Source organism: Streptomyces solicamelliae, from assembly GCF_045348655.1.
GTDB lineage: Bacteria > Actinomycetota > Actinomycetes > Streptomycetales > Streptomycetaceae > Streptomyces > Streptomyces solicamelliae.
Genome location: NZ_CP160404.1, coordinates 2,075,369 through 2,093,785 on the forward strand (window position 1 = coordinate 2,075,369; position 18,417 = coordinate 2,093,785).

Genomic DNA, 18,417 nt, shown 5'->3' on the forward strand with positions numbered 1-18,417 from the left:
TCAGCCGGCCAGGCCGGCGGTGAGCAGCTCCACGAAGCCGACGTCCTCGCGGGCGACGCCGAAGACCTCGGCGCGCAGCAGGGTCCGCTCGGCCCACGCACGGTGGGGCTTCACTTCGTTCATCTTGTTCGTGTACGCGGAGCGCAGCACTCCGCCGCCGCCCCGTTCGGGCCTCAGGATGTCCTGGGCGTCGCTGAACTCCTCGTGGCTGACCACGGAGAGTGCGTGCACCGGCACCACGTGCGAGGGGTGGATGCAGGTCTTGCCGAGCAGGCCGTTGGCACGGTCGAGTTCGATCTCGCGGAGCAGTCCGTCGAGGTCGTGCTCGATGAGCGCGGTGCGCAGTTCCTCGGCGCGCCCCTCCAGGAAGGGGCTGCGTCGCAGCTGGGGCTTGAACATGCGCTCCTGGGCGCGGAAGTACTCCCAGACGGGTCCGGTGATGGTGAAGCCGGTGCCGTCGGAGCGGCCGAGCACGTTGACGACATCGGCGATGACATGGGCGACGAGCTGGACGTCGTAGGCGGTCATGTCGGGCGAGCGGCGCAGTCCGTACGCGGAGCAGAAGTCGGTGACGCCGAGGCGCAGGGCGAGGACCCGGTCGCGGTACTTGTCGACGATCCGGGCGATGCCGGCGAGGGTCTCGGCCCGGGTCTCGAGGTGGAGCAGCTGCGGGGACTCCAGGACGGGCATGGCGAAGAGTCGCCGTCCGCAGGCGTTCTCCGCGAGGGTGAGGGCCTCCAGGAAGGCCGCTCCGCGCTCCTCGGTGAACTTCGGCAGCACGAATCCGGAGAGCAGCCGAACGGTCTCTCCGAGCCGGTTCACCAGGTCGGGGATCTGCCGGGGCTCACGGACCCGGATGAAGAGCAGCGGCGGTTCCGCGCCATCGGCGGCGCAGGCGGCGGCCAGGTCGGAGAACTGACGGACGAGGTTGGCCTCGGCGGCCTCCACGTCGTGGTCGTCGATCGAGTCCTCCAGGCAGAGCACCATGGAGACGACACCGCGCGCGGCCTGTTTGCGCACGTCGTCGGCGAGCTTGGGGCGGGTGGCCGGGCTGTAGAGCGTGGCGCCCAGGGCCACGGCGAGCGTGCGCGCGGGCGAGTCGGCCGTGAACTCGGCCGGCTCCTGATGGAACAGCCCAGTCCGCGACGCGGACGGGATGTGCCCGAAATGACGCATTAATCTCCCCCGACTGGCTTCTGCGGCCGTGATGACATGTGGCCGGTAATAGTACGTAGGTGCGGGTGTCAACAGTTCCCACTGTGCATGAAATCCAGGTAACCCGTCCGTATCCCTCCCCTGTCGTATGCGTAGTCGGCACGCCGTGAACCGCCCCCCGCGTTGTCCCGGAGGGAGGCGGGGAGGCAGGATGACGACCATGACGCACGCGATGCTGAAGGGCTCCAACGTCCCTCTCGACACCGCGGCCGTACGGGCCGTGCTCCGCTGGACCCCGGGCCCCGGGGTCCCCGACGTGGATGCCTCCGCCCTGCTCCTCGGCCCGGACGGGCGCGTGCGTTCGGACGAGGACTTCGTCTTCTACAACCAGCCGCGCCATCCCTCGGGCCTGGTGCGGCGGCTGTCGAAGAAGCGCGAGGCCGACGGGCTGACCGACACGATCGAGGCCGACCTGGGTGCGCTGGACCCGTCGGTGGACCAGGTGGTGATCGCCGCGTCCTCGGACGGCGGGACGTTCCGCTCGGTGACCGACCTGCGGATCCTGCTGTACGACGCGGGCACGGCCGGCCGCGAGCCGCTGGCGCTGTTCGACGTGAAGGCGGAGACCGGCGAGGAGACGGCGGTCATCTGCGGCGAGCTGTACCGCCGCGGCGAGGGCTGGAAGTTCCGGGCGGTGGGCCAGGGCTATCCGACCGGCCTGGTCGGTCTGGCGACCGCCTTCGGGATCTCGGTGGACGAGACGGCCGAGGAGCCGGCCTCCGCGGGCACCGCCCCGCAGTCCACGCCCGTCCCGGCGCCCTCCGGGGACGCCGACGCGACCGTGGTGCACACGCCGATTCCGCCGCAGCCCGCCACACCTCGTGTCGCTCCCCCGGTTCCCGCCACGGCGCCCGCCTACGGCTATCCGCAGCCGGTCACGTCGTCCGCGCCGCCCGTCCCGGCCGGGGAGTTCCGTCTGCCGCCCATGGGACCGCAGTTCGTCCGCCCGTAAGGCCGGATCCGCGGTCACGCCTCAGGCCTTCGTCTTGTAGCCGCGGCCCCACTGGAGTCCCCAGCCGTACAGCCGGTCCAGTTCGGCTTGGAATCCGTACACGAACTTGACCTCCCGGCGAACCACGAGTTCGTCCTTGACGTTCTCCACGCTGAACACGGCGCAGGAGCGGGCCTGCGGGGCCCGCTCGTCCAGTTCGATCTCGATCCGCGGCCCGTTGCTCGGGTAGAGCGTCATCTTGGCGTGGGTGCGGTCGAAGGCCGGCGTCTGGTCGTAGATGTAGACGAAGAACAGCAGACGCTTGATCTTGTCCTTGTGGTCGAGGTTGACGTAGATCGTCTCGCCGGAGGGCGAGCCGAACCGGTCGTCGCCGCTGAGCTTCACGTACGGCGCCGCGTTCACGTCGCCGAAGTAGCTGCCGAGCGGCTGGACGACGCCCTTGCTGCCGTCGCTGAGCTCCCAGAGACAGCCGATGTCCAGGTCGACGTTGACGGCGGCCTGGGTGTGGCCCTGGACGACCTCGGGCTTGAAGAGCTTGGACGGGTGCCGCAGCAGCCGGCCGCTCTGCTTGGAGCGGCCCTCGATGTCCGAGGTGCGCATCCGCCAGGAGAGGTTGACCCGCAGATTGCCGGTGGCGGCGCCCTGCTTGGTCAGTGAGACCGTCGGGCGCCGCTTGGTCAGCTCGATCGCGTTGCTCGCGGCGCTGCCCGAGTCGAACTGGACGGCGCTGCCCCGCCACAGACTGTCCCAGAAGGCCATGGCCCCCCACCCCCACCTGTCCCGCCGTGCCCTGCGTGCTGCCGGAAATGAGCCGCGGGGCGGCCGGGTGCACCGGCCGCCCCGCAGAGAAGCGTTCCTCGTAGCCCGGGGTGTCACACCCCTGACTTCACCTCGGTCTTGTCGCCGGGGGCCTCAGCGCTTCCCTCGGCCTCGGCGAGCCGCTTGTTGCGGATCACGGAGGAGGCGAAGGAGGCCGCGATGAGGACCACACCGATGAGACCGGTGATGATCTCGCTGATCTCGTGCTGGATCGTGATGAGCAGGATGACGGCGAGCGCGCCGATGGCGTAGTGCGCGCCGTGCTCCAGGTAGACGTAGTCGTCGAGGGTGCCCTGGCGGACCAGGTAGACCGTGAGCGACCGGACGTACATGGCGCCGATGCCGAGGCCGAGCGCCATCCAGAAGATGTGGTTGGTGATGGCGAAGGCACCGATCACACCGTCGAACGAGAAGGAGGCGTCGAGCACTTCGAGGTACAGGAAGAGGAAGAACGCCGCCTTGCCCGCCAGGCCGACCGCCGAGACCTGCTTGCCCTCGGCCTTGGCCTTCTCCTCCTCCTCGTGCTCGCGCTCCTCCTCTTCCTCGAGCTTGTCCTCGAAGTAGCCGGAGAGGCCGCCCACGATGAGGTACGTGATCAGACCGGCGACACCGGAGAGCAGCACGGTCGCGGACTTGTCCATGTGTCCGGTGCTGGTGTGCGCCTCCGTGGCGAAGGTCATCGCCGCGACGAGCAGCGCGATCAGGGCGATGCAGACCGACAGCATGTCGACCTTGCCGAGCTTGGCCAGCGGCCGCTCCAGCCAGGCGAGCCACTTGATGTCCCGGTCCTCGAAGATGAAGTCGAGGAAGATCATCAGCAGGAACATGCCACCGAACGCGGCGATGGCCGGGTGCGCGTCGGTGACCAGGGCCTCGTACTGATCCGGCTCGTCCAGCGCGAGCTGAACGGCCTCGATGGGGCCGACCTTGGCGCTGATCGCGACGATGGCCACGGGGAACACGAGCCGCATGCCGAAGACCGCGATGAGAATGCCGATCGTGAGGAAGATCCTCTGCCAGAAGGCATTCATCTTCTTCAGGATGCCGGCGTTGACCACCGCGTTGTCGAAGGACAGCGAGATCTCGAGGATCGACAGGATCAGAACGACCCCGAACGCCTCCCACCCCCACTGCCACGCGGCGAAGGCAAGGCCGAGCGCAGTGACTGCGAACGACCAGCCGAAGGTTTTCAGAAGCACTGAACTACCCCATCGTGTTAAGTACGCGGCTTTACGAAACGTTGACCCCGAAGTCTAGAGCGATGCCTCGCAGCCCGGACGCGTACCCCTGTCCTACTGCCCTGAACTTCCATTCGCCGTTGTAGCGGTACAGCTCGCCGAAGATCATCGCCGTTTCGGTGGACGCGTCCTCGGAGAGGTCGTAGCGCGCGAGTTCCTGGCCGTCGGCCTGATTCACCACGCGGATGAAGGCGTTGCTGACCTGGCCGAAAGCCTGGCCGCGGTTTTCGGCCTCGTGGATGGAGACCGGGAAGATGATCTTGTCGCAGTGCAGCGGGACCTTGGTCAGGTCCACGATGAGCGACTCGTCGTCGCCGTCGCCCTCGCCGGTCAGGTTGTCACCGGTGTGCTCCACAGAGCCCTCGGGGCTCTTGAGGTTGTTGTAGAAGACGAAGTACTCGTCCCCGAGCACGCGACCCGACTGGCACAGCAGCGCGCTGGCGTCGAGGTCGAAGTCCGCACCCGTGGTCGAGCGCGCGTCCCAGCCGAGGCCGACGAGCACCTGGGTGAGATTGGGTGCGGCCTTGGAGAGGGAGACGTTGCCTCCCTTGGCGAGCGTGACGCCCATGACGATGGTCCTCCCCGGTTCAGTTGTTGCTGAGGCGCGTCCGGCGCCGCACGGAACGTGCGGCGCCGGACGGGTGAAGCTGCTGGACGGCTCAGACGTTGACGCCGAAGTCCTGCGCGATGCCGCGCAGGCCGGAGGCGTAGCCCTGGCCGACCGCGCGGAACTTCCACTCGGCACCGTGCCGGTACAGCTCGCCGAAGACCATGGCGGTCTCGGTCGAGGCGTCCTCGGAGAGGTCGTACCGGGCGATCTCGGCGCCGCCGGCCTGGTTCACGACGCGGATGAACGCGTTGCGCACCTGGCCGAAGGACTGCTGGCGGTTCTCGGCGTCGTAGATCGACACCGGGAAGACGATCTTCGCGACGTCGGCCGGCACCCCCGCGAGGTTGACCTTGACCTGCTCGTCGTCGCCCTCGCCCTCACCGGTCAGGTTGTCACCGGTGTGCTCGACCGAGCCGTCCGCGCTCTTCAGGTTGTTGAAGAAGACGAAGTCCTGGTCGTTGCGGACCTTGCCCGCTTCGCTGACCAGAATGGCGCTGGCGTCCAGGTCGAAGTCCGTACCGGTGGTGGTGCGGACGTCCCAGCCGAGACCGACCGTGATGGCGGTCAGGCCCGGGGCCTCCTTGGTCAGCGAGACGTTGCCGCCCTTGCTGAGGCTGACTCCCACGAGTCCCTCCATTGGTTTCCAGGGGCAGCGCCCCCGTCGTGCGTTGGCAGTCGGATCAACGATTGGATCCTAGTGAGCGGTTCCCGACACAGGCAGACTTTTAGCCGAGGGTGTCGAGCGCCTTCACGTAATCGTTGAGGTCGCGGGCGTCCGGCAGGGCGTTGACGACCGACCAGCGGACCACGCCCTCCTTGTCGATGATGAAGGTGCCGCGCACGGCGCAGCCCTTGTCCTCGTCGAAGACGCCGTAGGCGCGCGAGGCGTCGCCGTGCTTCCAGAAGTCGGACAGCAGCGGGTACTCCAGGCCCTCCTGCTCGGCGAAGACGCGCAGGGTGTGGATGGAGTCGTTGGAGACGGCGAGCAGCTGGGTGTCGTCGTTCACGAACTTCGGCAGGTTGTCCCGCAGCTCGCACAGTTCGCCGGTGCAGACGCCGGTGAAGGCGAACGGGTAGAAGAGAAGGACCACGTTCTTCTCGCCGCGGAAGTCGGAGAGCTTCACGGTGCGGCCGTGGTTGTCCTTGAGCTCGAAGTCCGGGGCCTTGGTGCCGACCTCGATCGTCATGGCTGACGTTTCCCTTCATTGGGCCGAAGTAGTGAGTCCCCACCCTACGCACGGAGCCCCCGCCGGGTGTATTCGGCGGGGGCTCCGGTGCAGCGTGGGGATCAGCGCTTCGGGGCGGCCAGGCGGGTGCCCGTCCAGTCCTTGGCGACGCTGATGCTCTTGGTCTGGGAGAGACCAGCTGTCTGCGCGGCATCCTGGATGTCGCTCGGCTCGATGTAGCCGTCGCGGCCGGTCTTCGGGGTCAGCAGCCAGATGTTGCCGCCGTCCTCCAGCAGACCGATGGCGTCCACCAGGGCGTCGGTGAGGTCACCGTCCTCGTCGCGGAACCACAGGACGACGGCGTCGGCGACGTCGTCGTACTCCTCGTCCGCGAGCTCCTGGCCGATGATGGACTCGATGCCTTCGCGGAGATCGAAGTCGACGTCGTCGTCGTAACCGATCTCCTGGACCACCTGTCCGGGCTCGAACCCCAGCCTCGCCGCCGGGTTGGTCCGCTCCTCCGCGTGGTCCGCGGTCGCGCTCACGGCTTGCCTCCTGATCGTTTTCGGGAAATGTGTTGCGTACCGCGCGCGTGCGCACGGTGTTGGCCGTAGTCCACACGGGCCGGGCGGATCGCGCAAGTACCCGACCGGCGAGACCGCCGAAACGGTGACGTTTGGGGCCGTCTCGCCGCAACTCCGGGGAGCCGGGCCGTACGCTCCGTGATCGCACCCACACCCTTCGTCCGGCTTTGAATGGTTCCGCGGCTTCAGTCTGCCGAACGTAGCGACGAAACGCATGCGCGGCTTGGGCGTAAGGTTGCGATTTGACCGACCGGGTGCCCCCTGGGGGTTACCTCTCGGTAGAGATGACGTCTGGACCCCTGGGGTACACGATGGTGGCGGCGCGACAGCTCTCCGCATCCCCGACCGTCACCCGTGGCTCCACCGACAGCGAAGGAACAGCGTGGCTTCCGGATCCGATCGCACCCCGATCATCATTGGCGGCCTGCCCAGCCAGGTCCCGGACTTCGATCCCGAGGAGACCCAGGAGTGGCTCGACTCGCTCGACGCCGCCGTCGACGAGCGCGGCCGTGAGCGGGCCCGCTACCTGATGCTCCGCCTGATCGAGCGGGCCCGCGAGAAGCGCGTGGCCGTGCCCGAGATGCGCAGCACGGACTACGTCAACACCATCGCCACCAAGGACGAGCCCTTCTTCCCGGGCAACGAGGAGATCGAGCGCAAGGTCCTCAACGCCACGCGCTGGAACGCCGCGGTGATGGTCTCCCGCGCCCAGCGCCCGGGCATCGGGGTCGGCGGCCACATCGCGACCTTCGCCTCCTCCGCCTCGCTGTACGACGTCGGCTTCAACCACTTCTTCCGGGGCAAGGACGAGGGCGACGGCGGCGACCAGATCTTCTTCCAGGGGCACGCCTCGCCGGGCATCTACGCCCGTGCGTTCCTGCTCGACCGGCTGGACGAGACCCAGCTCGACGCCTTCCGTCAGGAGAAGTCGAAGTTCCCCAACGGCCTTTCCTCGTACCCGCATCCGCGGCTGATGCCGGACTTCTGGGAGTTCCCGACCGTCTCCATGGGCCTCGGCCCGCTGGGCGCGATCTACCAGGCCCGGATGAACCGGTACATGGAGGCCCGCGGCATCGCCGACACCTCCCAGTCGCATGTGTGGGCGTTCCTCGGCGACGGGGAGATGGACGAGCCGGAGTCCCTCGGCCAGCTGACCCTCGCGGCCCGGGAGGGCCTGGACAACCTGACCTTCGTGGTCAACTGCAACCTGCAGCGGCTCGACGGCCCGGTGCGCGGCAACGGCAAGGTCATCCAGGAGCTCGAGTCGGTCTTCCGGGGTGCCGGCTGGAACGTCATCAAGCTGGTCTGGGACCGTTCGTGGGACCCGCTGCTCGCGCAGGACCGCGACGGGGTGCTCGTCAACAAGATGAACACCACGCCGGACGGCCAGTTCCAGACGTACGCGACGGAGACCGGCGCGTACATCCGCGACCACTTCTTCGGCGGCGACCACCGGCTGCGCGCCATGGTCGAGGGCATGTCCGACGACCAGATCCTGCACCTGGGCCGCGGCGGTCACGACCACAAGAAGATCTTCGCGGCGTTCTCCGCGGCCAAGGCGCACAAGGGCCAGCCGACGGTGATCCTCGCCAAGACCATCAAGGGCTGGACCCTCGGCCCCAACTTCGAGGGCCGCAACGCGACCCACCAGATGAAGAAGCTGACGGTCGACGACCTCAAGGGCTTCCGCGACCGGCTGCACATCCCGATCACGGACAAGGAGCTGGAGAGCGGCCTGCCGCCGTACTACCACCCGGGCCGGAACTCCGAGGAGATCCAGTACATGCACGACCGCCGCAAGGCGCTCGGCGGGTACGTGCCCACCCGTGTGGTCCGCTCCAGGCCGCTCACGCTGCCGGACGACAAGGCGTACGAGGCGGTCAAGAAGGGCTCCGGCCAGCAGTCGATCGCCACCACGATGGCCTTCGTCCGGCTCCTGAAGGACCTGATGCGGGACAAGGAGATCGGCAAGCGGTTCGTGCTGATCGCGCCGGACGAGTACCGCACGTTCGGCATGGACTCCTTCTTCCCGAGCGCCAAGATCTACAACCCGCTCGGCCAGCAGTACGAGTCCGTGGACCGCGAGCTGCTGCTCGCGTACAAGGAGTCCCCGACCGGCCAGATGCTGCACGACGGCATCTCGGAGGCCGGCTGCACCGCCTCGCTCATCGCTGCGGGCTCGGCGTACGCCACCCACGGCGAGCCGCTGATCCCGGTGTACGTCTTCTACTCGATGTTCGGCTTCCAGCGGACCGGCGACCAGTTCTGGCAGATGGCGGACCAGCTGGCGCGCGGCTTCGTCCTGGGCGCCACCGCCGGCCGGACCACGCTGACCGGCGAGGGCCTGCAGCACGCCGACGGCCACTCGCAGCTGCTCGCCTCGACGAACCCGGCGTGCGTCGCGTACGACCCGGCGTTCGGCTTCGAGATCGCGCACATCGTCAAGGACGGCCTGCGCCGCATGTACGGGCACGCCCCCCGAGAGGGAGAGAGCCCGGACGTCTTCTACTACCTGACCGTCTACAACGAGCCGATCCAGCACCCCGCGGAACCGGCCGACGTGGACGTCGACGGCATCCTCAAGGGCATCCACCTCTACAAGCGCGGCGAGTCCGGGTCCGTCCCGGCGCAGATCATGGCCTCCGGCGTCGGCGTGCCGTGGGCCCTGGAGGCACAGCGGATCCTCGCCGAGGAGTGGAACGTCCGGGCCGACGTCTGGTCCGCGACCTCGTGGAACGAGCTGCGCCGTGAGGCCGTCGCCGTCGACGAGCACAACCTGCTCCACCCGGACGAGGAGCAGCGCGTCCCGTACGTGACCCGCAAGCTCCAGGGCGCCGAGGGCCCGTTCGTGGCCGTCTCCGACTGGATGCGCTCGGTCCCGGACCAGATCGCCCGCTGGGTGCCCGGCCGGTACACCTCGCTGGGCGCGGACGGCTTCGGCTTCGCCGACACCCGGGGCGCGGCCCGCCGCTACTTCCACATCGACGCGCAGTCGATCGTGCTGGCGGTGCTGACCGAGCTGGCCCGGGACGGCAAGGTGGACCGCTCGGCCCTGAAGCAGGCCGTGGACCGCTACCAGCTCCTCGACGTGGCGGCGGCACACCCCGGCGCCGCGGGCGGCGACGCGTAGGCACCGGGCGGTGCGGGGGCGAGCGCGCCCCCGCACCCTGCTTACGATGCCCCGCATGAAGGAACGCTGGGAACGTCACACCCAAATGCCGCTGCTGGCGCTGGCTGTGGCCTTCGGCATCGGGTACGCGGTGCCGATCGTCGCGCCGGACGCCGACCGCCGGGTCCACGAGCTGTGCCTGACCGTGGAGTGGGTCGTCTGGGGCGCCTTCGCCGTCGACTACGCCGTACGCCTGGGGCTCGCGCCCGCCAAGTGGCGGTTCGTCCGCAGCCATCCGCTGGATCTCCTCGCGGTACTCCTTCCTCTCGTGCAGCCGCTGCGGCTGCTGCGACTGGTCTCCACGCTCCTCCTGGTCGGCCGGCGGGCCCGGATGGCCCCGCAGGTCACGCTCACCACCTATGTGGCGGGCTCGGTGGTCGGTCTGCTGATGTTCGGCTCGCTGGCCGTGCTGGCGGTGGAGCGCACGGCCCCGAACGGCAACATCAAGACGCTGGGCGACGCGGTCTGGTGGTCGTTCACCACGATGACGACCGTCGGGTACGGGGACCACGCCCCGACCACCGGCCTCGGCCGCGTCCTCGCGGTGGGCCTGATGCTCTCCGGCATCGCCCTGCTCGGTGTGGTCACCGCGAACATCGCGGCCTGGTTCATCTCCCGTTTCGAGCGCGACGACGCGGTCGAGCGCCGGCAGACCGAGCTCCTTGAGGCGCTCACCCTCGAGGTGCGCGAGCTGCGCGCCGAGGTCGCCCGCCTCCAGGCCTCGCCGACGGCCTCCGTCCCGGCCCCCGTCCCCGTATCCGGCCCCGCCCCCGACGCCGGCCCCGAGACCGTGCCGGCCCCTAGCGCTCCCAGATCTTGAACGCTCTGACCTGGTAGGGACTCTGCGGCACCCACGTGCCCATCCCCGGGTACGTCTCGAACTGCCCGGTCTCCGCGCACTCCGCGGACTGGTACGTCGTCACCGGCCGGCCCGTCCGGTTGGCCAGCGCCTGCGCGCTGGTCCCGGTCGGGAGCGGGACGCAGCTCTCGATGTCCGTGTCGGCCAGTTCGTGGGCGCTCGCCCGGCCCTTGAAGTCGGCCTTCGGCCACAGGCACAACTGCCCCGGCGCACACACCCCGAGGCTCGGCTGCCCCGCCGCAGCGGGCCGCGCCGTCGCCGGCCGCGCCGCCGTGGCGGGCGCGCCCGCCACCAAGGCGACCAGGCCCATCAGCATCATCGGGACGACCGCCGCCGCCACCGTCCTCGCACGCGTCTTCATCTCGGGAACCCCCCGTTCGCTCGTTCATCACTCTCCGTAACTGAAATCTTGGAGGTGTCACGCAGCGTTGGGAAGAGGCCACGGCCCGGTTCACCCGAACAGGGGAAGACCCCGCCGGACCGAGCCGGCGGGGTCTTCCGTGCGACCTGCGAACGAGCGGCGTCAGATGTGGGCCGCGCCCGCACCCGCCTCCGCGTTCTCGCCGCGCTTCGTCAGCATGGCGACCAGCGCCGCGACGACCGCCACGACACCCGCGACGGTGAACGCCAGGCCCATGCCCGACATGAACGTGTCGTGGATGACCTTGCCGATCGAGGCCAGCAGGTCCGGGGTCATCCCCGGCGCCTTCGCCAGCTCCGCCGGCACCACGCCGAACTCGGCGGCCTGCTCCAGACGCGGGTCGGCCGGGACCGGGATGCCCGCGTCCTTCCAGTTCTGCTCGAACACGCTGTTGACCTTGGACGACATCACCGCACCCAGGACGGCCGTGCCCAGCGCACCGCCGACCTGCATCGCGGCCTGCTGCAGACCGCCGGCCACGCCGGACAGCTCCAGCGGCGCGTTGCCGACGATGACCTCGGTGGCGCCGACCATGACCGGCGCCAGGCCCAGACCGAGCAGCGCGAACCACAGCGACATGGTGAGCGTGCCGGTCTCCGGCGTCAGGCTGATCATGCCGAACATCGCGGCCGCGGTGCAGACCATGCCGCCGACCAGCGGGATGCGCGGGCCGAACTTGGTGATCAGCGCGCCCGCCAGCGGCGAGGAGACGATCATCATCGCGGTCAGCGGCAGCAGGTGCAGACCGCTGTCGACCGGGCTCAGCCCCTTCACGCCCTGCAGATAGAAGGTGACGAAGAACAGGCCGCCCATGAAGGCGAAGGCCATCAGGACCATCAGCACGACACCGGCCGACAGCGGGACCGAGCGGAACATCCCCAGCGGGATGAGCGGCTCCTTGACCTTGGTCTCCCAGACGGCGAAGAGCACGAAGAGCGCGAGCGCACCGCCGATGAAGCCCCAGGTGTTGCCGCTGGACCAGCCCCAGGACTCACCGGCCTTGATGATGCCCCAGATGAGGGAGCCCATCGCGCCGGAGAGCAGCAGGATGCCGAGCAGGTCGAACGAGCGCGGCGCGTTCTCCGCGCGGTGGTCCTTGAGGATCACCAGGCCGAAGACGAGGGCGAGCACGCCCACCGGCACGTTGATGAAGAAGACGGACTGCCAGTTGACGTGCTCGACGAGCAGACCGCCGACGATCGGTCCGCCCGCGGTGGACGCGCCGATGACCATGCCCCAGATGCCGATGGCCATGTTGAGCTTCTCGGCGGGGAAGGTGGCGCGCAGCAGACCCAGCGCGGCCGGCATCAGCAGCGCGCCGAAGAGGCCCTGCAGCACACGGAAGCCGATCACGAAGGCGATCGAGTCGGACAGGCCGATGGCGCCGGAGGCGGCCGCGAAGCCGGCGATGCCTATGAGGAAGGTCTGGCGGTGGCCGAAGCGGTCGCCGAGCTTGCCGGCGGTGATCAGCGCGACGGCGAGGGCGAGCAGATAGCCGTTGGTGATCCACTGGACGTCGGCCATCGACGCCTTGAGTTCCTTCTGGATGGCCGGATTGGCGATGGCGACGATGGTGCCGTCCAGCGCGACCATCATCACGCCGACGGCCACGGCGAAGAGCGTCAGCCAGGGGTGACCGCGGAGGCCCTTGGTCTGTTCCGGTACGGGACCCGGCTCCTGTGGCTGAGGCGCCTTGTCGATGGTCTGACTAGTCATGCCGTGAGGTTAGTGTCAGCGTCTGACAATTGACAAAGCAGTTCACACGTCGGTAACTGTCATGTCGCTCACAGGTAGGCTGATCCGGTCCAAGTGGCAGAAAGAGAACCATCACGTGACGTCCAGCGGTCCCGCCACCGGGTTGCGCGAGCGGAAGAAGCGCCGCACCCGGGACGCCCTGCTGCGGGCGGCTCTGGAGTCCTTCACCACCAAGGGCTACGAACGGACCACCGTCGACGAGATCGCGGACTCCGTCGAGGTCTCGCAGCGCACGTTCTTCCGCTACTTCGCCAGCAAGGAGGACGTCGCCTTCGCCCTCCAGCAGGTCGTCGAGGAGCGCTTCCTGCGGGCGCTGGCGGAACGCCCGGCGGAGGAGGGCCCGTTCGAGGCGATGCGCAACGCGGTCCTGTGCAGCTGGGAGCAGATCGGCGAGGCGATCTCCGAGGTCGTCCCGGTCGAGCTCTACCTGCGCACCTTCGTGACGATCGAGTCCACGCCGGCGCTGCTCGCGGTCCATCTGCGGCGCTCCATCGAGATGGAGGAGACGATCGCGCGGATGATCGCCGAGCGCGAGGGCCTGGACCCGGACGCGGACCCGCGCCCCCGGGTGGCGGTCGCGGCGTTCAGCGGCGTGATGCGGGTGACCGGCCGGCTGTGGGGCCAGGGCACGGACACCTCACTGGAGGCGATCCGCGCACTGACGGAGCGGTACCTGGACCATCTGGGGCCGGCGCTGGCGGAGGACTGGCGGGCCGGAGAGCGCTAGCGCGTACGGGGCCGAAGCCCTCTGCGCGAGGCCTGAGCCCGTACGAGACCGTCTCACGCGAGGCCTGAGCCCGTACGTGACCGTCTCCCGTAGAGGACGAGAGCGACGCCCGTACGAGGCCGGCACCCGTACAGAAACCGCGCCCCGAAGCAAGATCCGCACACCCACCCGTACGGGAGCAAGTGTGTACCCACCGTCACCGTAACCGGCGGTATTCCCGTCGATGATCGTGATCCCCGTCACCCGTGGCCCAGGCCCGTGCGGGCGTCTCCTAGGGTGTCCCGCAGTGACTTCCTTCGACTCCTCCCCCACCCTCGCCGTCTGGCGCATGCTGCTCGCGCTGGCCGTGGTGTTCGTGCTCCTCGCGACGACCGGCTGGACGACGATCCGACGTCACCCCGGGTCGGAGGACCCGCACCGCGCCGCGCTCGCCGCCTGGGCGCACGGTTCGGCCGGCGGCCGGCGGCTGCCGGATCCGGGCTCCCCGGCCCGTGCGATCGCCGCGTTCTTCCACGCGATCGGTACCAAGCGCGGGGCGCGGCTCGCGGACGAACACCCCCTCGTCGTCGGCAATCTCGACGGCGTACCGGTCACCCTCCGCTACCGCGCGAACCGGCTCTCGCTCAAGCGGGCGCTGGCCACCGAGCGGCGCCGCCTCGCCGAGGTACGGCTCAGCGTCGACGGCCGGCAGGACGCGACGCGCCGGGCGCACCGGTTCGCCTCCCTGATGGAACGGAACCGGCAGATCCTCGCGTTCGACCCGACCGGAACGGGCCGTACCGCCGAGGTGCTGGGGAACCTCGACCGGGCGCGCCGGGTGTCGGTGATCGTGCCGGGCGTCGACACGAACCTGCTCACCTTCCAGCGGACCCGCGGCCGCTACACCGCTCCGGCGGGCATGGCGCGCTCGCTGTACGACGCCGAGCGGCGGACCGCGCCGGGCGCGCGGGTCGCGGTCATCGCCTGGGCCGACTACACCTCGCCCGTCGGCGTCGGCATCGACGCGGCGATCGGACGGCTCGCGGAGAGCGGGGCGGTCCGGCTGGTGCACATGACGGACGCGCTGCCCGGGACCTCGCGGGTCACCCTGTTCTGCCACAGCTACGGCTCCGTGCTGTGCGGGGTCGCGGCCGGCCGGCTGCCGGAGCGCGTCACGGACGTCGCGGTGGCCGGCAGCCCCGGGATGCGCGTGGACAGCGCGGCGGAACTCGCCACGCGGGCGCGGGTGTGGGCGATGCGGGACGCGGACGACTGGATCCAGCGGGTGCCGAACCTGGAGTTCGGGGGCGTCGGGCACGGCGCGGACCCGGTGGAGCCGGCGTTCGGGGCGCGGCTGCTCTCTGCGTCGGGCGCGAACGGTCACACGGGCTATTTCGAGCCGGGTACGGAGAGCCTGGACAACTTCGCCGAGATAGGCGTCGGCGCGTACCAGGAGCTGACCTGTGCGAGCGCCGACAGCGCGTGCCGCCGTGGAATCTCCGGCGCCGACGGTGCCTGACGCGCGTAGAGCGCGGCACAGGTACGGGAGTTCGCCGGAGTACTTGCAGGGCCGGCAGGGGCGACTCCGGGGCGCATGCGGCATACGATGAGGCGCATGGGTGATGTGCTGGCCGGAATTCATGCCACCTGGGAGTTCGAGACCGACGCCGTGCTCATCCGCTTCGAACGGGGGATCCGTACGCCGAGGCTGTACCAGGCGCTGGGCGAACGGCGCGTGCCGCACGAGGCGTTGAGCGGCGTGACGCTGACGCCGGGCAAGCGCGGGACGGTCGTGCTGCACGCGGTGCCGCGGCCCGGTGCCGATCCGTTGATGGAGGCGGCGGCGGGGCAGCTGAAGGAGGGGTGCGATCCCTACCGCCTGGTGCTTCCGGCGGACCGGGAGACGCTGGCGGAGTACTACGCGGACGAGCTGCGTCCGCTGGTCACGGCGGACGCCGGGCCGAGCGACGGCTTCCTCGTGGCGGCGCCCGAAGGGCCGCAGTCCTTCAAGGCGTACGACGGCAGGGCGAGCTTCGACGGGGAGGGCGAGGTCGCGTTCCGCTGGTCGTGGACGGGGGCGTCGTCGGCGAAGTGGAAGGCCGGCGACCAGGCGTTCGAGGTGCGCGAGTTGAGCGGGGTGGAGTGGCGCTCGCCCGACGTGCTCGACGGCCATCTGCGGCTGCTGCGGCGCGACGGCGAGGCCGGCGGGCAGCCGGCGCAGGCGGACCTCGACCCCGCGGCGGTCGTCTTCGGGCTCGGGTACGGCCCGGTCCACGAGTCCCTGCCGTTCGCGGCGGCGGTCCTCGCGGCGATCCGCGAGGCGGGCACGGCGGAACCGGTCCCGGCCCAGGTGACGGCGGGCGCCCGACGCGACCCCGCCGACATCGCCGAAAGGATCCGTCACCTGGGTGAACTGCACCGGGCGGGCCTGGTGACGGACGAGGAGTTCACGACGAAGAAGCGGGAGCTCCTGGCGGAGCTGTAGGGGGCGGGGCGAGCCGTCGGACTCGGTCGCCCCGGCGGCGGTGGCGAGCCGTCGGGCGCGTGCTCCCCGGCGGGAGGGCCGGCGTCCTCGCGGGCGAGCCGTCGGGCGCGTGCTCCCCGGCGGGAGGGCCGGCGTCCTCGCGGGCGAGCCGTCGGGCGCGTGCTCCCGGACGGCAAGGGGACCGGTGGCCCCGGGACGGCAACGCGAGCCTGGACGGTCGGAAGGCGGGCCGTACGGGACCGGACGCCCGGAGCCGAGGCCCCCGTCATACCTGGGTATCGGGTCCGAGGGCGGTCCCCGGTATGACGCCTGTCGGGTTCGGGCGTGCCTAGGGTGGGCGGGTCATGAGTACTGGATCGTCTTCGCCCGGAACGTCGTCCCTCGCCCGTCTGCGGGCCCTCGTGCGGCGGGTCGTGCCCGCGTCCGCGCGCGGGCCGTTGGTCGCGCTCGCCACGCCCACGCGGCCGGGCGCGGCGCTGCTCGCGGACGCCTCGTCGGTGTGGGTGCGCCGGCTGCCGTACGTCGTCGCGTTCGCGTTCGTCGCCGCGCTGCTCCCGGTCACCGTCACCGTCCTCACGAACGACTACCGGCTCAACGGCGCGCTCGCCGGAGCCCTCGCCACCGCGCAGACCGCGCCGCTGCTGCTTGCCGTGACCCGGCCGCTGCAAGCCTGGTGGGTCATCGTCACGGCGGACTTCGTCGGGGCGCTCATCCTCATCGGGGCCGACGGGACACCCGGACAGCAGTGGCCCTGGACCCCCATGGTGGTCCTCGGATACCTGGCCCTCATGCTCGCCATCGGGCTCCGCGAACCCCGCCGGACCCTCGTCGGCGTCTGGCTCGTCACCGGCGCGGCCGGCTGGCTCTGTGAGCTGATCGCCCCCGACCTCAGCCAGCCCGTCCACGTCCTGCTCTTCGTGCTGAGCGGCGTCCTCCTGCTCATCACCGGCACCCTGCGCGAACGCGGCGACGCACAGCGGCGGCTCGTCGAGCAGGAGACCATCAGCGAGGGCGAACGGGCCCGCCGCACGCTCCTCGAGGAGCGCGCCCGCATCGCGCGCGAGCTGCACGACGTCGTCGCCCACCACATGTCCGTGATCACCGTCCAGGCCGACTCCGCGCCGTACCGGATCCCCGGCCTGCCGGACGCGGCGCGCGAGGAGTTCGGCTCGATCGCCGCGTCCGCGCGGGAGTCCCTCGCGGAGATGCGGCGGCTCCTGGTCGTGCTGCGCAGCGAGGGAACGGAGGGGGAACGCGCGCCGCAGCCCGGACTCGACCGCGTGCAGCAGCTCGTCGAGGCGACGGTACGGGCGGGTGTACCGACGGAGTTGTCGCTGGCGGCGGAGCTCGGCGACGTGCCGCAGGCCGTCGACCTCTCCGCGTACCGCATCGTGCAGGAGGCGCTCGCGAACGTCGTCCGGCACGCGCCGGGCGCGCCCACGCGGGTCTCCGTGCGGGCGGAGGAGGACGGGGAGTGGCTGATGGTGCTGGTCGTCAACGGGGCCCCGGACGGGCAGGGTTCGCGCCGGGCGCCGCTGGAGGACGGCGGTACCGGGCACGGGCTTGTCGGCATGCGGGAGCGCGTACGGTTGACCGGCGGCACGCTCGACACCGGGCCGCTGCCGGACGGCGGCTTCCGGGTCGCGGCGCGGCTCCCGCTGCGCACGGCCGGCGCCGCACCGACGACGAAGGGCTCCAGCTCGTGACCATCCGCGTGATCATCGTCGACGACCAGGCCATGGTGCGGGCGGGGTTCGCCGCGCTGCTGTCGGCGCAGGCCGACATCGACGTGGTCGGCGAGGCGCCGGACGGGCGGGCCGGCGTGGAGGCGGCCCGGTCCACCCACCCGGACGTGGTGCTGATGGACGTACGGATGCCCGAGATGGACGGGCTGACCGCGGCGCGGGAGATCCTCGGCGGGGGTGTGGGGATCGTGCACCGGCCGCGGGTGCTGATGCTGACGACGTTCGACGTGGACGACTACGTGTACGAGGCGCTGCGCGCCGGGGCGTCGGGCTTCCTGCTGAAGGACGCGCCGCCGGCGGACCTCATCGCGGCGGTGCGGGTGGTCGCGGCGGGCGAGGCGCTGCTCGCGCCGTCGGTCACGCGGCGGCTGATCGCCGACTTCGCCGCACAACGCCCCGCCCCGCGGCGCGACCGCGTCGCCCTCCGCCTGAACGGGCTGACGCCGCGCGAGACGGAGGTGCTGGAACTGATCGCGCGCGGCCTGTCGAACCAGGAGATCGCGGAACAACTGGTCCTCGCCGAGCAGACCGTCAAGACCCACGTGGGGCGGGTACTGGCGAAGCTGGACCTGCGGGACCGGGCCCAGGCGGTGATCTTCGCGTACGAGTCGGGGGTCGTACGGCCGGGGGACGGGGCGGTCTGACCGGCCCCCGCCCACCCACCGGCCCGTCGGCAGCGCTGTTGTGGCAGGC

17 protein-coding genes are annotated in these 18,417 nt (G+C 70.4%); 8 read left to right on the forward strand and 9 right to left on the reverse strand.

From position 1 onward, the window contains the following. A complete protein-coding gene (locus tag ABZO31_RS09630) occupies positions 1–1,176 on the reverse strand; it encodes an HpcH/HpaI aldolase/citrate lyase family protein (RefSeq protein ID WP_406860696.1) in 1,176 nt (391 codons plus the stop codon). A 190-nt stretch (positions 1,177–1,366) separates the two neighbouring features. Between ABZO31_RS09630 and ABZO31_RS09635 the strand changes: the two genes are divergently transcribed. Further along, on the forward strand, positions 1,367–2,167 hold the full coding sequence (locus ABZO31_RS09635; RefSeq protein ID WP_406860697.1) for a TerD family protein: 801 nt from the start codon (positions 1,367–1,369) through the stop codon (positions 2,165–2,167). A 21-nt stretch (positions 2,168–2,188) separates the two neighbouring features. Here ABZO31_RS09635 and ABZO31_RS09640 read toward each other — a convergent pair whose 3' ends face one another. The 6 genes from ABZO31_RS09640 to ABZO31_RS09665 all read right to left on the reverse strand — a co-directional run bounded on the left by ABZO31_RS09640 (position 2,189) and on the right by ABZO31_RS09665 (position 6,545). Beyond that, positions 2,189–2,926, reverse strand: coding sequence for a TerD family protein (locus ABZO31_RS09640; RefSeq protein ID WP_406860698.1), 738 nt, complete (start codon positions 2,924–2,926; stop codon positions 2,189–2,191). Between the two features lie 113 nt (positions 2,927–3,039). Continuing rightward, positions 3,040–4,185: a DUF475 domain-containing protein gene (locus ABZO31_RS09645; RefSeq protein ID WP_406860699.1), complete on the reverse strand. Its 1,146-nt coding sequence runs from the start codon at positions 4,183–4,185 to the stop codon at positions 3,040–3,042. A gap of 31 nt (positions 4,186–4,216) precedes the next feature. Next, positions 4,217–4,792, reverse strand: a complete 576-nt coding sequence (locus ABZO31_RS09650) for a TerD family protein (RefSeq protein WP_406860700.1) — start codon at positions 4,790–4,792, stop codon at positions 4,217–4,219. A 91-nt stretch (positions 4,793–4,883) separates the two neighbouring features. Beyond that, positions 4,884–5,459 (reverse strand): TerD family protein, encoded by a 576-nt coding sequence (locus ABZO31_RS09655; protein WP_406860701.1) that lies wholly within the window; start codon positions 5,457–5,459, stop codon positions 4,884–4,886. A gap of 100 nt (positions 5,460–5,559) precedes the next feature. Beyond that, positions 5,560–6,021 carry a peroxiredoxin gene (locus ABZO31_RS09660; RefSeq protein ID WP_406860702.1) on the reverse strand — a complete coding sequence of 154 codons (462 nt, stop codon included), beginning with the start codon at positions 6,019–6,021 and terminating at the stop codon, positions 5,560–5,562. A gap of 101 nt (positions 6,022–6,122) precedes the next feature. After that, complete coding sequence (locus tag ABZO31_RS09665; protein ID WP_406860703.1) at positions 6,123–6,545, reverse strand: DUF3052 domain-containing protein; 423 nt, start codon at positions 6,543–6,545, stop codon at positions 6,123–6,125. 421 nt (positions 6,546–6,966) lie between these two features. Between ABZO31_RS09665 and aceE the strand changes: the two genes are divergently transcribed. Both aceE and ABZO31_RS09675 read left to right on the forward strand, forming a co-directional pair. Beyond that, positions 6,967–9,714 carry a pyruvate dehydrogenase (acetyl-transferring), homodimeric type gene (gene aceE / locus ABZO31_RS09670; protein WP_406860704.1) on the forward strand — a complete coding sequence of 916 codons (2,748 nt, stop codon included), beginning with the start codon at positions 6,967–6,969 and terminating at the stop codon, positions 9,712–9,714. 46 nt (positions 9,715–9,760) lie between these two features. Then, the gene (locus ABZO31_RS09675) at positions 9,761–10,573 is read left to right on the forward strand and encodes a potassium channel family protein (protein ID WP_406860705.1); all 813 of its coding nucleotides are present in this window, start codon (positions 9,761–9,763) and stop codon (positions 10,571–10,573) included. Here ABZO31_RS09675 and ABZO31_RS09680 read toward each other — a convergent pair. Then, complete coding sequence (locus ABZO31_RS09680) at positions 10,554–10,973, reverse strand: peptidase inhibitor family I36 protein (protein ID WP_406860706.1); 420 nt, start codon at positions 10,971–10,973, stop codon at positions 10,554–10,556. The genes ABZO31_RS09675 and ABZO31_RS09680 overlap by 20 nt on opposite strands. Before the next feature lie 162 nt (positions 10,974–11,135). Next, the gene (locus ABZO31_RS09685; protein WP_406860707.1) at positions 11,136–12,749 is read right to left on the reverse strand and encodes an MFS transporter; all 1,614 of its coding nucleotides are present in this window, start codon (positions 12,747–12,749) and stop codon (positions 11,136–11,138) included. Positions 12,750–12,864: 115 nt separating this feature from the next. On the opposite strand from ABZO31_RS09685, the gene ABZO31_RS09690 reads away from it, so the two are divergent. The 5 genes from ABZO31_RS09690 (at position 12,865) to ABZO31_RS09710 (ending at position 18,368) form a co-directional block, all read left to right on the forward strand. Continuing rightward, positions 12,865–13,515, forward strand: coding sequence for a TetR/AcrR family transcriptional regulator (locus ABZO31_RS09690; RefSeq protein WP_406860708.1), 651 nt, complete (start codon positions 12,865–12,867; stop codon positions 13,513–13,515). Between the two features lie 286 nt (positions 13,516–13,801). Further along, positions 13,802–15,013: an alpha/beta hydrolase gene (locus ABZO31_RS09695; RefSeq protein WP_406860709.1), complete on the forward strand. Its 1,212-nt coding sequence runs from the start codon at positions 13,802–13,804 to the stop codon at positions 15,011–15,013. Between the two features lie 87 nt (positions 15,014–15,100). Beyond that, positions 15,101–15,979 (forward strand): DUF4429 domain-containing protein, encoded by an 879-nt coding sequence (locus ABZO31_RS09700; protein ID WP_406860710.1) that lies wholly within the window; start codon positions 15,101–15,103, stop codon positions 15,977–15,979. Between the two features lie 344 nt (positions 15,980–16,323). Next, on the forward strand, positions 16,324–17,685 hold the full coding sequence (locus ABZO31_RS09705; protein ID WP_406860711.1) for a sensor histidine kinase: 1,362 nt from the start codon (positions 16,324–16,326) through the stop codon (positions 17,683–17,685). Continuing rightward, positions 17,682–18,368, forward strand: coding sequence for a response regulator (locus tag ABZO31_RS09710; RefSeq protein ID WP_406860712.1), 687 nt, complete (start codon positions 17,682–17,684; stop codon positions 18,366–18,368). The genes ABZO31_RS09705 and ABZO31_RS09710 overlap by 4 nt, the downstream gene beginning before the upstream one ends. Positions 18,369–18,417 lie beyond the last annotated feature (49 nt).

Coding starts and splice junctions, on each gene's coding strand:
- ABZO31_RS09640 (WP_406860698.1), bottom strand. CDS start 2,926: ATGGCCTTCTGGGACAGTCTGTGGCGGGGCAGCGCCGTCCAGTTCGAC.
- ABZO31_RS09680 (WP_406860706.1), bottom strand. CDS start 10,973: ATGAAGACGCGTGCGAGGACGGTGGCGGCGGCGGTCGTCCCGATGATG.
- ABZO31_RS09700 (WP_406860710.1), top strand. CDS start 15,101: ATGAGGCGCATGGGTGATGTGCTGGCCGGAATTCATGCCACCTGGGAG.
- ABZO31_RS09660 (WP_406860702.1), bottom strand. CDS start 6,021: ATGACGATCGAGGTCGGCACCAAGGCCCCGGACTTCGAGCTCAAGGAC.
- ABZO31_RS09685 (WP_406860707.1), bottom strand. CDS start 12,749: ATGACTAGTCAGACCATCGACAAGGCGCCTCAGCCACAGGAGCCGGGT.
- ABZO31_RS09630 (WP_406860696.1), bottom strand. CDS start 1,176: ATGCGTCATTTCGGGCACATCCCGTCCGCGTCGCGGACTGGGCTGTTC.
- ABZO31_RS09705 (WP_406860711.1), top strand. CDS start 16,324: ATGAGTACTGGATCGTCTTCGCCCGGAACGTCGTCCCTCGCCCGTCTG.
- ABZO31_RS09650 (WP_406860700.1), bottom strand. CDS start 4,792: ATGGGCGTCACGCTCGCCAAGGGAGGCAACGTCTCCCTCTCCAAGGCC.
- ABZO31_RS09675 (WP_406860705.1), top strand. CDS start 9,761: ATGCCCCGCATGAAGGAACGCTGGGAACGTCACACCCAAATGCCGCTG.
- ABZO31_RS09635 (WP_406860697.1), top strand. CDS start 1,367: ATGACGACCATGACGCACGCGATGCTGAAGGGCTCCAACGTCCCTCTC.